Genomic DNA, 14,066 nt, shown 5'->3' with positions numbered 1-14,066 from the left:
AAAATCAGGATATAAGGTTGGATAATAATGGTGGAGGCTGATCGTCATACAACGGCTTATTGAATTGATTGACCTGAGTGACAAACTGGTTAACAGGTAGTTTCGACTTATTGAAGTCAGAAACAAAGACTTCCAGCCCTCCTCTGAAGGAACCATAAAATCTGGTATAGATTTCCAGTGCAGATTTTTCCGGCTTTTCGGTGGTGTAGACAAAATACTGGTAGATGCTCACTTCGACACCATAGACTTCCCCCATCTGCCCCCGACGTATGTAGACCTCCTTGAACCTGCCACGACCAGCTTTATTATCAAGCCTGTTTATGGTAAAAATTTTCTTTCGCTCACTGTCAGAAATAGACAGCAGCTTGGCTACTTCATCAAAATTTTTCTCCAGCTTGCTTTGGTCCAAAAGACAAATCGTATCACTGTTGGCAATGATCGCATCCTTAACAATAGGGTTACCAATAATGTCTGCAAGCTCCTGGGTCACCTCGATGATTTCACCCCAAAACTTCCTTGCCGTTTTATTGAGGTAAAGTAAGAAATTGGCCATAATAGGTGAAGCAATGGCTTTCCAGGCTTCTTCCAGCAGCAAGACTTTACGGCGGTCTTTCCGGTGTCGCATCTTTTGAATGAACACATCCATAATGATGAGCGTGGTTATCGGAAAAAGCGTTTTGTTATCGGCGATATTGTCAATTTCAAAGACAATAAATCGCTCGGTGAACAGGCTTTCATCAATGGACTCGTTCAAGATGGTTGCATACTCCCCGCCCTGATAAAATTTTTTCAGGACATAGCGAAACTCTTCCAGCTGAAAAGGAATATTTTCCCGTGTTTTGATGTCTGGAATTTTCGCCAGTGCATATTCATAAAAACTATTGAAACTCAATTCTGAAATTTCATAAGGGCCAGCGCCGCTTTCGTGCTCCAGAAAATAAGTGGAATAATAAGCACTCACCACATAGGCGATTACATCACGCTCAACAGTCCCCAAAGCACCATCCGCGCCTTTCCAGAGTAATCCGACCAAGGTAATCAGGAAATCCTTCTTCTCTACATTGCACTCCTCTGCCGTTATGGCAAAAGGATTCATAGTGATGGGCTTTTCCTCGGTGTAAGTAATGTATTTCCCTTCGAAATAAGCACACAACCCAGAATAGGAATGTCCTGTGTCTACGATAACTACATCTGTATTGTACAACATATACTGTTCGAGCAAGGCTAGCATGAAATAAGACTTGCCTACACCACTGGATCCTAATACAAATCGATTTCTGTTCGAAATCCTATTGGTACGCATGGGATAATCCGACATGTCAATTCCAACAGGCGTGCCCTGCCGGTCTGTGAAGCGGACCAGGAAATCAGAGGGATCGTCCTTCTGCAGACTCTCCTTAAACAAAAAGCAGATCGCCGCATCGCAAGTCGTTAAAAACCAGTCGTAAGGTTTAAGTTCAACACCATTACCAGGAAGTAAAGTACGGAAGAGTTCTAACTGGTTGTAAGCATTTTTACTGGGCGTGATCCCCAAGTGAAACAAAGCGCTTTCGATAAAATTGGTAGCCTTTTGCAAATGTTGAGGCTCTGCGGCCAGAACGATATTGTAATGGGCGTGAACCAAAAGCTGGCTTTCCCTAGCCACATCATTGAGTAGTAAGTCAATATCTTCAACACAAATCAGGTTTGCAGGATCGGGAATACCGGAATGACGCTTTCTTTTGAGTTCCAGCTTGTTCAGAATTGCCTGTTGACTGGGTATGTCGATAATCTGGTTGAATACGATACATTCATACGCTGGCACTTTCATTAAAAAAGAAAACAGGTCAACCGGAAATCCTTTGATGGCATCCTTCTCATTCAGTTCCGCATGCGTAGGGATTTCAGCAGGCAGCTCAACTGTATCTACATTGATCAGGCTGATGCTACGAACACTCAACTCCCCCATTTTCAATTCAGAACTTCCAGGACTGATATTGTTAAGCGAAATGGCTCCATCGTTGAAATTCATAGCCAGCATGCGCTTGACAAAAAGATTGACCTCTTTTTCCCGCAATGCTATAGGCTCACAACCTGCAGCACTGAGAACATCCATTACCTTGCTCAGATTTTGGAAAAACTCCTGAAGTGATTTTTTATCATACACATAAAAAGCTTGTTTTTTGACACTCTTGGTAATGGTAAAATAGGTGTGAATGTTCAGTACATTCCTTCCGGCAAAATGGGCGTTGTATTTATCCTGTAAAAAATCCACTGACCGATGGTAAGGATAAGCTGATCTGGATAAAATATCCTGTTTTTGAATCAAATAACCAGCGCCCAGAATTTTGACAATATTCAGGAGCAGCGCGTGAAAATTATCGTAATCATCCCCGGAACCACTATACTGCACAACCGGGTTTTTAATTTTAAGGATGACCGAGCATTCGCCATTTAAGCCATATAGCAGATCGTAGCCTGAATCTTCCCTAATGCCCAGATAAGGCATCTTGAAGATGTTCTTTTTACTCATAAATGTTTGTTTTTAAAATAAGCCTGATGCACAAATACGGACTGGCTTTTGTCTTTGTTATGAAGGCCGTTTTTTTGCTGCGAGGCCGTGTAGAATAAACCACCACCAATACAGGCGATGAGCACGACAATGCCCAACAACATACTGACCATGGCAACCGTGATCGCGGCCAGTACCAAACCCATGACCAGGCAAGCCAGTCCCCAGTAAATAAATTTGCCTTTGAAACCTTTGAAAACAAGGGGCTTTTGCAGCCCCCTGTAAATTGAAAACCGCTTGCCCATTTTACAGGCCGAAGAAGGATTTGATAACCAGCGAAGAAACCACCAGAAAGACGCAGCTGCCACCCCATCCCATCAGCTCCTTATTAATGTCCTGATCACCGGAGTTCCATTTGGAATAGACCCGAATGCCTCCGACAATTCCAACAATTCCACCTATGACCAGCGAGATATTAGTGACAGGATCGACATAAGTTCTCAGGGTTGTGGTAGCAGTATTCAGACCGTTGACGCCACTTTGAGCGAAGGCAGGAATTTGGGTAATAGCCAGGAGGACCCCCAGCGCGAACAATTGTTTTGCTTTTAGCATTTGTTTGAAAATTATTAGGTAAAAAAAAAGCTGCTTCGATTGAAGCAGCCGTTAGCTGAGTAAGCAGAGGAAAGGGTTATAAACCATAAAGTTTTTGAAGAAAAGCACCCATCAAAACCATAAATAAGGAAGCCGAAAACCAGGCAACAACTTCGTAATCGACATGAAAATGATGTTTACCAAGTTGCCAGTTGTGGTAAATTCTAAGGGCGCCACAAATGCCAAGAATGGCGGCAAGCATTAGGGAAGCGTCAAGGGCACCGAAGAAAGAGCGCTTCAAATCATTTTTAACCTGGTTCATTTCGGCAATGCCCTCCTGGGCGGATACAGAGAACTGAAAGAAGAATATCAGAACAGCTATCCAAAGGATGCACCTGTACATATTAAAATGTAACAGCGCGTGTCAGGTGAATGGACTCAGTACGGGCGAGTTCAAAAAGATCAGTGATCGAGACCCCGCTCAGGCCAGTAGACGGAGGAGCTGACGTAGTGGTAGCTTTCACCTTTTTTTCTGGTATCAGGTCAACTTTTTCGGGATGATGGGATTCGGAGAAAGTCAGTTCCTGACTCTCCAGGACTTTGTCCAACCTCTGAGCGCGGCCCCAGTCCAGAAAAATATTCAACAGATAATAACTGAGATAAAGGCCGGTAAGCCAAAGAAAAAACTGTAACCAGGTCATAGTTCTATGTTTTGAATGAAATGTTTAATAATGTTTTTGAGTTCAGGGTTCGCTTGAAACAGCGACTTCACCGCAAAAGCGACTAGTTTATTGATGTCAACTTCAGTGGCCATTTTAAACTGATTGAGCAGTCTGACCGTGGGCTCATCAAAGCGCACATGTACCATCGACTTGTGACCCTTAGTATCATAAGATCTAATGTCTAACAGAATTTGAGCTTCCAATGGATCAGTAGCTTTTGACGTTTTCTTTGCGGTGGTTTTGACTTTGGGCGCCAATCCTTTTTTCGGTGTATCCGGCGCAGTAATCTTGCTCCGCAATTCATCAGCGAGGGTTCGGATTTGATTCATAAAACTGGAATATTTAAATTAAAAATGGGTGGAAAATCACCGTTTGATATAGTCTGCATAGATCTGGCTGAATACGGCAATGACCAGCGGCTGTACATTTATAGGCGTAGATACGGTCGTGATCCGCTGGAAATCGATGCGATCAGGAATTGCGGGTGTGATATTTCCAAACTGAGAAAGCTGATGCTCCACATCACTTTTTGTTCTGTAATTCACCGTTGCCTTAATCCGGTTCGGAATAAACACCAATGAGATATCCGGTTTGATTTTCTTCAGGACAACTGAAAACAAAATTGTAGAATCAAAACTGAGTTCAGAATAAGCAAATGGACACAATACCAGATCCGCATTCTGAAATAAAGGGATTAAACCGTCATCGTCAAGTTTACCCGGAAGATCAATCAGGAAAATCATATCCGGGTTGCGGGACAATATGGGTTTGATCTGTTCGAACTGCTCCAGGTTGGCTGCTACAACCTCGTAAGGCGGCGGACTGTCCAGAATTTTTGCCCGCGAATACATTTGTGCAATAGACTGCTGATAGTCCATATCGATAAGCGTAACCTGATGTTTTTTAACTTGAGTGAGAAAATTAGCCAGCAGTAACGCAATCGTACTTTTACCGGGGCCTCCTTTCTGGTTGCCAATGAGAATAATCATAATAAAGTTTTTAAGTAATTACCTGGTGTTGGTCCTTGCCTTGCGCTGCCTGCGCCTGTTCCGGCCAAGGATTGCTTCATCATCAATGTCATCGGTAAGATCTATATTCACCTCGTCCCCATGGCTATAGCTATAATCAGCATCTTCATTTCCAGCCTGAGCAATCCTGGTGGAGTAAACCGGCGCGATAGGATCTGAATAGCTAAGGGCAACTGTTCCTAGTTTCCCAGAGCTGTCCGAAGGGGTCGAAACCGCTGAGTGTTCGTTACCTTTGAAATGACCGATTAAAGTAGAATCCGCATTCAACACAGCGGTTTCAGACTGCGAATCTTTAGATTCCGGACCAACTGAGCGGGCGAGCTGATGATTTAATAAAGTTTTCAAATCCATAATCTGACTGCCTTTTAAGACATTTTTATCGCTATTGTCAATGATACTGTAGGCGTATTTGGAATGAAAGATTAACTCTATGCCCATGTTAATCTTTAGAAACTGAGCAAAATCAGAAGTAAAAGCACTCAATGCTTTTTCTCTTCCACCGGCAAGAGGCTGTATGACCGGGTAAAGTTCAGATGAGTGAATTTTCAGGTACTTGTAAAATAGCGCAGTAAGCTGTTTTTTACGTTTGTCTATATCCTCTTTTCCAGGACTTGCCTTGAGTTCAGCTAATCGCATGTTTAAAAGAGCCGGGTCAAATTCTGCAGCTACCTTTCCAAACTTGATTAACTGGATATGTTCTTTATCACCCCCAATGCTATAACCTTTAGTTTCCAAAAGCATCAGGAATTGTGTTTTACTGGAGAACTTGTAAGTCATTGCTTTTTCGAAATCTGCCTGAGCCTGCCATTTTTCATCCAACCCCATCACCTGGTTCAGGCTTTGTATGGCACGATTCTTTTCAAATGCGGAAGAGATCTTATCCCCGTTCTTGTCCACTCTGGTTGATACGATGTGAACGTGGTTGTTACGCGTATCTTTGTGAAAAACCAGGAGATAAGGCTGTTCTGCATAGCCCATTTTAGCTAACCATTTTTCAGCAATACCGGATAATTCTTCTTTAGAATGTTCCCTCCCCTTGGTGGAAATCATCACGTGAAATTGCGGCTTCCTAATGTTTTTATTCTGCGCAGAAACCATTTTTAAATAGTTCATGTAATCCTCTGGTCTCACCCGGTCCAATGCCTGGAGCGGACCAAAGTTGGCTACTTTGAGTAATTCCGCGTGGTTATCCTCCACTTTATCTGTATTGTAATGCACACCTTTAAAAGATCTTGCAGAAGAAAGAATTTTAACCACCATAAATAAAAGATGTTTAATGTAACAGGCTAACGATGTAGCAGCCTATCCCTTGACTATTAAATCTTCGGAGCCTGATATATAAATAAATAGCGATCTAACACACTATCCATACAACAGCATAATCTCAGAGCAAAATAGCTACGTAACCATATTTCGATGTAACTAAATAACAATATTCTCAAATAACTTTTGATCTGTATAACAGTGAAATCGGATATACAGCCATATAGCAGATGATCCTTGTAACACCATAACCGGGGTAAAACGATGATCACAATTGATCTACCCAGATCAGTAAGTGCGGCTCATTGTGCGAATGATCTTTCTAAGCGCCACTTCTAAGTCTGTCTGATTTTTATTAAACTCCTGAAGCAGGCTAACGAACCGGGAACCGACATTTTTAGAGAGTAAGCCCTGCTTATTGAGTGTATTGGCATATTTAGCCAATTGGTTGATGTTATTCCCGGAACGTCCGAGTTCTGTACCTATCCGGTCAAGCAGGCTGATCAGCTCACGCGCATTAATGACTACGGCCTGGGCGTTGTTCAGCACACGCTGCCGGATAAGATTAGTCCTGCTGATGCCCAGTTCCTGCTCCAGTTTTAGAAGCATCGTGAACTCTTCTTCAGTAAATCTTGCTCGGACGTGTTTATTCTTTTGGCCACCACTCAACAGTGGCCTGCCTTTTAGTTTTTTTGCCATGTGGCTAGGAAAAAGACAGTGAGTTGCGAGCTGGCTTAACCCCTTAAAGCCTTCATCAAGAAACGCAGATGAGGGTTTAAGGCAAGAATCTTTTTGAATGGAAGAAAATCCCACCGGGATTTTTTGTAATACAAAAAGACATCTTGCAACTAACTAAACGCATACCAGTCCGGAGGTTGAAGTTTGCTTTTATGTTAGTTTTTCGCGGCTGAATAGCGCGAAACGGAAAAGTGGGAAGCCTGCAACCTGCGGCCAGGTGAATGGAATACTTGTTTCTTAAGGAACAACAAACTGCCCCGGTTAACGGGGCTTACTTGCTGAAAAGAGAGTCAAGGTGTTGAGTAAAGCGTGAAGCATTTTGTTTGGCCTCACGTAATTCATTAATGAGCTTTTCATTATAATCGTTATAGCCCAGGTACAATACTGAGCCATCTACCGTTTCCTTTAAAGCGCCAATGAAATCCGAGGTTGCCTTACGACCGGCCTGGTCATGGTCAAAGTACACCTCCACTGAAGAAAAAGAAGAGGCTATTTTAATGGCCCGGACTAAGGTGGTCAGGGAATTTAAAACGATTACACTGTGATTGGCATCAGGATGCTCCAACCTCCAGCTGAGATAATTCATGTAGCCCTCAAAGAGCACAAGTGATGATGTGTCACGTTCGATCAGCGTCAGCGATTTACTACCGAGGCAGCCCTTGAAATACTTGTTGCGTACTTCCCAACCTTTAAGTTCATTCATCCAGCCCACCGCAAAAAAATGTTTCCGAAGTTTTTTTTCGTCTTCAACATAATAATAAATCTCCCTCAGCAGGTCATTCTCTACATTCCAGACACCCCTGCTGACCAGGTAATCGGTGATGACCTGATTACCGCCCAGGGGCTTCACTTCCTCTATCTGATAATTTGGGAGTTTTATGGCAAGACGCTTTCTCTTCGGCTCCCTGGGAATTTCGGCAATTACTGAAAGGTTATAAACCTCCTGGATTTTCAACAGGACCTCTGAAAAAGAAAGGTCAGCCCAAAAGGCCATACCAAAATCGATTACCGTACCACCTTTACCGCTACCATGGTCAAACCATACCCCCAACTGGTCATTCACACAAAATGAAGGTGTGGTATCGGATTCCCGGAGCATACTTAAATACATCACTTCCTTACCAGAAGTTCTTTTGGGTTGAAACCCCAAACGAGCCAACAGGCCCACGATCGAAACCTGGTCTTTGATTTCACTGGCACTTAAATTTTCCATAAAAATTGAATTATGTTTAGCAGTTCAGATTTCTTTTTTTCAGTAAGTTCTGGCTAAAGCGTTTTTTATAAATAGTATTAGAATTATATATATGGCCGAAATACCCGACAGCAGACCAGGTTAGTAACCAAAATCATCCCATATGCAGGGCCAAAATGCCCGACAGCAAGACCAGCAGGTCAAAATACCCGACAGCAATGGCGAATTACTCGACAACAAAACCGAAATATCCGACAGCATTGCCAAGATACCCGACAGCATTGCCGAAATGTTCGACACCGAAATCAAAATACCCGACAGCTAGACCGAATTACCTGACAGCAAGCAGTGGCTGCAAAATATCTCCGGTCAGGATGATACCAGCCGCTTGGGATTCGTTAATGTTTAGGCTCAAAGCCATGTAATAGGCCTGGGAAAGGATACGTGCTTTCAGCGCCGTATCCATATAGCGATCAGCAAGCCATTTCTGGAAAGGATCAGCGTCCTGTTGAATAGGCTGTGTTTTGTACTTCTGCTTAAAAGCATCCTTCAGACCAGCAATCAAACGGAAATAAAAAGTATGTTCCATTAAAATCTTACGCTGAGAGGCTAAAGGTTGGAAATCAAGTTTCACCGAGTATTCGACGTTTGTATTACCGCTGATAAATTCAAAACTAAACAGCAGTTTTCCAACATGCTGAATATAAGTTAAGATCCGTATCAGGTTCTGTTTTCGATGTGATGGCTTGATATCAGAGATATCTGCAAAATCACACAACCGATTCAGAGGAACTATGATTTGTGGGATAGTCTCACTGGATTGCATAATGTGACTTAGCTTGGAGAGATAAAGTAATAATTTCTTACGACTCTCTCCACCCCGTCCCTTGCCCACTAAACGATAACTATCAGAATTCAATGTGTAATATCGGCTGAGAAAGCCATAAAGCAATTCATCTGAAACCCGCACATCATAGATTTTTTGCTCATTACTTTGCCTGCCGATGTTTAACTTCAAATCCTTAAGGATGGGGAAGTTGTGCATTTGGATGACCTCACCATTAGCCTTCACTTCATATTTAGAGGAAAAAATAATGTTACGCTCCATCATTGAGTACAACGCAAAATCAAATACAGATTGAAATACATGCCCTTCAATAAAAGGGGCCGACTTTTTACCTGCAGCGAATTCAGGACGGATCATCACCAGATCCTGACGGTTCCTGCCGGTGTATTTGCAGAACTGCTGAACCGTGAAACGGGTATATCCAAAAAGATCTGTCTTAATTTGCGAGGAAATGAATATAATAAAATCCTGTACCAGACCTGCCTGATCACCGAAGCTCCTTTCAATGTCCTTAAGGTTATCAGCGACGGCACGATCGATACGGCTGAGGATAAAGTCATTCATACAATTTGGTTTGAAATAAAAGGGGACTGATTTACCCTGGCAAATCAGGAAAAAGAACTTTGCTATTAAAACTTAATGAAACAAAAAAGGGGGCAAAATTGCCCCCCCTGAAAGTCAAGCTGTGCAACAAGTCAATGTCGTTCAGGTTAACCTGTATTTTTGGGGACTACCCACGTCAGTCTGTACAGACCGGGTTTCCATGTGATTAAAGACTTTGTTTATGATCACATTTCACCTGCCAATGCGCCAGTATGTTTTGACCCATACCTCGCAGAATTCGCCCGAGTATCACGAGAAAATGCTTCGTCCCCTGTATGTCAAAGAATAATCTACAGGCGCATCACTGCGCCTGTCAGGTCAGCGATGTCTTATTCACTCATCGATTTTACCTGTATTAGGCGGCAGCAAAAGCTTGCAAGCCGTTCTGTTAATATTTGTTGTTTTGAAACTTTACCGCATAAACTCACCGATGCAGCCATGCTTTCATTTAGCCAGACTTCCAAACCGGAGGTACTGGATATCAGGAGTGTAGTGGTGTTACTGAAAGGTCCAGTCAAATCCTCTTTTGGAATAACGGCACCTATTACATCGTTATTTATTGATTGGATTGCCCGAAAAACCAGTTGTTTTAGCTTCATGGACACAAAGCAATTGGAATGGCGAAGGGAAAAGGACGAAACGAAATCGGCGAAATACTTCGCCCAGCCACGGTGAAGTCAGCGGTGGGAAATCAGCACAAAAAAAATTGAAAATTATTTCAGACTATCAATATCAAAAAGTTCAGAGATAGAGATATCCAAAGCCTTACTGATGTTATGCAGTGTGGAAACCGTAGCATTGGTTTTACCATGTTCTATATTAAAAACCTGTCGGTAATCAATACCTGCATGTTCTGCAAGTTTTTCCATAGACATGTTTTTTGCTTTCCTCAAAGCTCTTACCCTATCACCCAATGCATTAATGATCTGTTGGTTCCTTACGTTAATCACGCTGCAAATTGCGATAACAATTCTTGATATGGTATGAAGTATACTTCATATTAATCATACAAATTATTTGCATCACGATTAATATATTCCTATTTTCAACCTGAAAATTCGTTCAGTTCTACATGCAATCACAAGGGAATCTCAACAAAAATATCCGTCACACCGGCATTAGCCAACAATATATTGATCAGTCTATTAAGATGGGAATAGAGATCCTGAATGACTTCATGACCGCTGATATCCCATTGCTCAAAAAGCATCCTGAGTTCAGCATGTTATGGTATACAGAATTGCTAAAAGTGTTGCGTAATGAAAATCTACTGAAAGAATTTCAGAAAAGATTGTAAGCTGATACTCTTTTATCCGAGCATATTCTAATAGATATAGTAAGTAAGCTACATCAAGCTTATATATCCTGTCAAATTTTCATTAATATTGAGCTGCGTTATTTCAACACAACTTTTTGTTAAAGCAAGACCCGTACGCCATGTTCGGGTCCTGTCTTTAAGTAAGCCCCTTGAGGGCTATTGTTAATCTTGGTCCTCTTCGCCGCGGATGATTTCCAGGTGGTTGACAACTATCGCCGTTTTAGTGATATTCTTTTTGTCTTTATCCGTATAGGTCTGTGTAGTGAGGCTGCCTTTGATTGAAAACCTTGTGCCTTTTTTAACGGTATCTTCTACCAGGGTCATCTTGTTGTTCCAGAAGATCAGGTCAAACCAGTGCGTTTTGCTTTTACCTTCAGAATCCCTGTAGGAGTCATTAACTGCCATACTTAATTTTGCCATTCTTTTACCACCTTCAAGGTTGAAAATTTTTGGATCTGAACCTGCGAATCCTTCTAGCTGTACTGAGTTTTTTAAATTTTTCATGACTGTTTTATTTTAAGTTTTTAATGCCGGTATTTTTAAAGCTTAAATTTGCTTGTCAAGGGGAATGTGGAATATATAGCGAAATGCGCAGCAATAAAGCGGTTTATGCCGCAAAAGCCCCTTGACAAGTAAAAATTTCAGCTTATACCTTTGCATACTAAAAACGGGGATAAACAGCCAATGAAAAGCAAAACTCCAGTAAGTAGATATTCTGCAGTATCCTGAATTTGAAACCTAGGGTGTTCAGGAATGGAAGCGCTTTCCAGGGCTCCTATTTTATGGAAATTACAGTATTGATTTAACCTACTTCTGGAAAAATAAACCATAGAAATTCCGTTTAAAGGATCTTTACAAAAAAGAGCCGGGGCCTACAAAGGTTACCTGATAAATTATCGAGATCTTTCTCACAACCGGGATTTTGAAGCATATTAAATTGATAACCCAGAATAACTATCAAAACCTACTTGCATCAAATGAGGTCAGATGTTTTGTTTATTTCATGAAATTTCAAGTGCATTATCTTATGCTAAATAAGAAACATCATGCCTAGCCAGCAGATTAATTAAAGAAAGTGCGTAACATGTATATAACTCAAAAACAAGCGAGGTCTGAATGTTACCAGTTCCTCGCTTATTGAATCTTTAATGTTCTGAAGGAAGTAGCAAGACACCACCTTCAAACCAGAGACTCAACTGATCCGCTTTAAAATCTGAATATGGAATTGAAATCTTAAAAAGCAGATTATAATTTCCATCTTCAGCCGTTAGGGTAAAACTATCTTCCTGCGGACTGTTGCGCTTAAGCGTCCAGCAAATGAAACCATAGTTCTGCATCAGCTTAGGACTTCGTCTGATATGAACACCAATATCCACCAAGAGCCAATAGGTACCATATTTGGAGGCAACATATTGAACCCCATCGGTGTAATGAAAGCCAAGCGGATGTTTATAGTAATTTACTGTGCCGATGAATTGATTGAGCTGATCATTAAGATTTTTGTGATTTTCCATGACTTTGGATTAAAGTGAAACGATTAATTATTTCACGACTTCCATTACTTTAAATGGAAAAAAGGCAATGTGGAGCGCAGAAAATTGTGGAGGCTCCCCATTGGGGATACCCAATTTTCGAGAACTACATTGGTGAGCATGCACTGCCAGGAATCCTTTTCCAGGTAAAGAAATCACTTGGTGAATTAATTATAGTTATGCGAATCCAAAGCATTGTATGAGACGTTTTTCAATGTAGCAGCTAATCAAACCATGATTAAAATACAGTCTATGCAATAACAAAATCAGCACGAATTGCCAATGTTTTGTCATACAGCATTGAAATAATACTAACCAGTTTACCCTAAGCGGAAATTCCGCTTAGGGCTGTAAATTATTTCCACATATTTACCTGACCTTCCAGGATTTCCATATCCGCACATATTCGGCTGATCACAAGATCCAACAGTATGGCCTGTCCCGTAGTGCAGCGACCCCAGTAAGCATTATTGCCATCAATTATAATAATTTGATCATATTCCTGTAGCCTTCTGGATAACCAGGAAGAACAAATCCACCATTCATAAACCTCGGCATATTGTTCACTTGCATATCTAAGGTCATCAATCTGCTCTTCTAGTTTTTCAGATTGCTCAAGATAAGATGCGTTTTGCTCATCTTCTTCGAGCAGTTCTACGAAGGCATCATGCTCTTGCCGCCACTTTTCAATTTGCTCATCCCTCTGGTCCCGAGAATAAATGTTTCCCTGAGCGTCTTCGAAGTAAAGGTTATTTACCAAATCGTGATTAGAAAAAGGAGCATCGGGATCTTCGTCAGCTTTTGACAGGACGTATTCTACTATACTTGTCATACACGCATAGACATGCTTCTGAACGAACTGACCTTTGATTTCTTGATTTTTACTGCTGTTGTAGTCCATAACAATTGGATTTAAGGTTAAAAATTAATTATGGAGCCCGAATAGGACAAAGCAACTAAAGGCAAAAAAGCAACCCAATAAATGATTGGCTGAGCAGTGGGAATGTGTTTATGGGGGAATTTTTTTGCCGTCATGGAAGTGACGTCCAAGCTTTGCAACATTATTGCTGTTTACCTGAAACGCCAATTGTGGATCTGATCACTTTTAGAAATTTCAGTAGGTAATAAATGGCTTATGCCATCATCTACAATTACCTAAATAATTAATTGATTAGCCACTTTAAATCTTGTCTGGTAAATAAGGTCAGAGGACACCCCATTTTATCAATTTCATGATAGTGAGGTTTAGTTTTGCTGAAAAGCTTAAGGATCGATTGAAAAGGCAAAAAAGCCGGCTGAAATGCAACCGGCCAGCCAGATCTACTCAAATCGCCTTTCTAAATCCTGAACAAAACTTCTATCGGTGTAATTAACATTAAAGATTTCCTTCCTCGGAATACCGCTAACCTGATGATAAGCCTCACAAAAAGTAAACGCATCGCAATCTTCTTCCAGATACGCGGTTGTTCCATCATCACTGAGATAAGAGAATGGGGTTATCTTGTGTAGAATATTTAAAATCTCAAGTGCCCTTACAGGCACCTCTATCCAGGCATGACAGGCATCTTCGTGAAATGTAAGACAACCCAGTTGCAGTTCTTTTAACGCTTGTTTCATTTGCAGTTCTTCAGTTTGATTTTCTTTTTTCATATTGTTTTTTTTGCAGGAGCAATGAACTGAATGTGAATACAAGAAACGTGGAATAAAACGCACAGCATTTATGCCGCGAAAGTTATTTTAG

Annotated in this window: 19 protein-coding genes; 3 read left to right on the top strand and 16 right to left on the bottom strand. The window is 41.3% G+C overall.

The genetic code is table 11. From position 1 onward, the window contains the following. Positions 1-4: 4 nt before the first annotated feature. From IM797_RS11315 to IM797_RS11270, 10 genes are all read right to left on the bottom strand, one after another. Positions 5-2,512: a TraG family conjugative transposon ATPase gene (locus IM797_RS11315; protein WP_194127244.1), complete on the bottom strand. Its 2,508-nt coding sequence runs from the start codon at positions 2,510-2,512 to the stop codon at positions 5-7. Continuing rightward, entirely contained in the window at positions 2,509-2,796 is a 288-nt protein-coding gene (locus IM797_RS11310; RefSeq protein ID WP_194127243.1) for a DUF4133 domain-containing protein, read from the bottom strand. The genes IM797_RS11315 and IM797_RS11310 overlap by 4 nt, the downstream gene beginning before the upstream one ends. A 1-nt stretch (position 2,797) precedes the next feature. Further along, complete coding sequence (locus tag IM797_RS11305; RefSeq protein ID WP_194127242.1) at positions 2,798-3,103, bottom strand: DUF4134 domain-containing protein; 306 nt, start codon at positions 3,101-3,103, stop codon at positions 2,798-2,800. A 76-nt stretch (positions 3,104-3,179) separates the two neighbouring features. Then, the gene (locus IM797_RS11300; protein WP_194127241.1) at positions 3,180-3,485 is read right to left on the bottom strand and encodes a DUF4134 family protein; all 306 of its coding nucleotides are present in this window, start codon (positions 3,483-3,485) and stop codon (positions 3,180-3,182) included. A 1-nt stretch (position 3,486) separates the two neighbouring features. Next, on the bottom strand, positions 3,487-3,783 hold the full coding sequence (locus IM797_RS11295; protein WP_194127240.1) for a hypothetical protein: 297 nt from the start codon (positions 3,781-3,783) through the stop codon (positions 3,487-3,489). Continuing rightward, positions 3,780-4,133, bottom strand: coding sequence for a hypothetical protein (locus IM797_RS11290; protein ID WP_194127239.1), 354 nt, complete (start codon positions 4,131-4,133; stop codon positions 3,780-3,782). Before IM797_RS11290 ends, IM797_RS11295 begins: the two co-directional genes overlap by 4 nt. A 36-nt stretch (positions 4,134-4,169) precedes the next feature. Further along, positions 4,170-4,793, bottom strand: coding sequence for a ParA family protein (locus IM797_RS11285; protein WP_194127238.1), 624 nt, complete (start codon positions 4,791-4,793; stop codon positions 4,170-4,172). Between the two features lie 18 nt (positions 4,794-4,811). After that, positions 4,812-6,092 carry a relaxase/mobilization nuclease domain-containing protein gene (locus IM797_RS11280; RefSeq protein ID WP_194127237.1) on the bottom strand — a complete coding sequence of 427 codons (1,281 nt, stop codon included), beginning with the start codon at positions 6,090-6,092 and terminating at the stop codon, positions 4,812-4,814. Positions 6,093-6,383: 291 nt separating this feature from the next. Continuing rightward, entirely contained in the window at positions 6,384-6,794 is a 411-nt protein-coding gene (gene mobC, locus IM797_RS11275; RefSeq protein ID WP_194127236.1) for a plasmid mobilization relaxosome protein MobC, read from the bottom strand. A 310-nt stretch (positions 6,795-7,104) separates the two neighbouring features. Next, complete coding sequence (locus IM797_RS11270; RefSeq protein WP_194127235.1) at positions 7,105-8,046, bottom strand: toprim domain-containing protein; 942 nt, start codon at positions 8,044-8,046, stop codon at positions 7,105-7,107. Positions 8,047-8,188: 142 nt separating this feature from the next. Here IM797_RS11270 and IM797_RS11265 point away from each other — a divergent pair, with 142 nt between their 5' ends. Beyond that, a complete protein-coding gene (locus IM797_RS11265) occupies positions 8,189-8,350 on the top strand; it encodes a hypothetical protein (protein ID WP_194127234.1) in 162 nt (53 codons plus the stop codon). 6 nt (positions 8,351-8,356) lie between these two features. Here IM797_RS11265 and IM797_RS11260 read toward each other — a convergent pair whose 3' ends face one another. Next, on the bottom strand, positions 8,357-9,436 hold the full coding sequence (locus tag IM797_RS11260; protein ID WP_194127233.1) for a hypothetical protein: 1,080 nt from the start codon (positions 9,434-9,436) through the stop codon (positions 8,357-8,359). A gap of 477 nt (positions 9,437-9,913) precedes the next feature. On the opposite strand from IM797_RS11260, the gene IM797_RS11255 reads away from it, so the two are divergent. Next, entirely contained in the window at positions 9,914-10,150 is a 237-nt protein-coding gene (locus IM797_RS11255; RefSeq protein ID WP_194127232.1) for a hypothetical protein, read from the top strand. Between the two features lie 38 nt (positions 10,151-10,188). Here IM797_RS11255 and IM797_RS11250 read toward each other — a convergent pair whose 3' ends face one another. Beyond that, on the bottom strand, positions 10,189-10,425 hold the full coding sequence (locus IM797_RS11250; RefSeq protein WP_370583078.1) for a helix-turn-helix domain-containing protein: 237 nt from the start codon (positions 10,423-10,425) through the stop codon (positions 10,189-10,191). Positions 10,426-10,547: 122 nt separating this feature from the next. On the opposite strand from IM797_RS11250, the gene IM797_RS11245 reads away from it, so the two are divergent. Further along, positions 10,548-10,772 carry a hypothetical protein gene (locus IM797_RS11245; RefSeq protein WP_194127230.1) on the top strand — a complete coding sequence of 75 codons (225 nt, stop codon included), beginning with the start codon at positions 10,548-10,550 and terminating at the stop codon, positions 10,770-10,772. A 183-nt stretch (positions 10,773-10,955) separates the two neighbouring features. Here IM797_RS11245 and IM797_RS11240 read toward each other — a convergent pair whose 3' ends face one another. The 4 genes from IM797_RS11240 to IM797_RS11225 all read right to left on the bottom strand — a co-directional run bounded on the left by IM797_RS11240 (position 10,956) and on the right by IM797_RS11225 (position 13,975). Further along, positions 10,956-11,297 (bottom strand): single-stranded DNA-binding protein, encoded by a 342-nt coding sequence (locus tag IM797_RS11240; protein ID WP_194127229.1) that lies wholly within the window; start codon positions 11,295-11,297, stop codon positions 10,956-10,958. A 641-nt stretch (positions 11,298-11,938) separates the two neighbouring features. Then, on the bottom strand, positions 11,939-12,307 hold the full coding sequence (locus IM797_RS11235; RefSeq protein WP_194127228.1) for a DUF6876 family protein: 369 nt from the start codon (positions 12,305-12,307) through the stop codon (positions 11,939-11,941). Positions 12,308-12,680: 373 nt separating this feature from the next. After that, positions 12,681-13,157 carry a hypothetical protein gene (locus IM797_RS11230; RefSeq protein WP_194127227.1) on the bottom strand — a complete coding sequence of 159 codons (477 nt, stop codon included), beginning with the start codon at positions 13,155-13,157 and terminating at the stop codon, positions 12,681-12,683. Positions 13,158-13,645: 488 nt separating this feature from the next. After that, positions 13,646-13,975 carry a hypothetical protein gene (locus tag IM797_RS11225; RefSeq protein ID WP_194127226.1) on the bottom strand — a complete coding sequence of 110 codons (330 nt, stop codon included), beginning with the start codon at positions 13,973-13,975 and terminating at the stop codon, positions 13,646-13,648. Between the last annotated feature and the right edge of the window lie 91 nt (positions 13,976-14,066).

Origin of the sequence: Pedobacter sp. MC2016-24 (assembly GCF_015223055.1) — a bacterium.
GTDB lineage: Bacteria > Bacteroidota > Bacteroidia > Sphingobacteriales > Sphingobacteriaceae > Pedobacter.
Note: the sequence above shows the minus strand (reverse complement) of the source record. Positions and strands in the feature narration are given on the sequence as shown.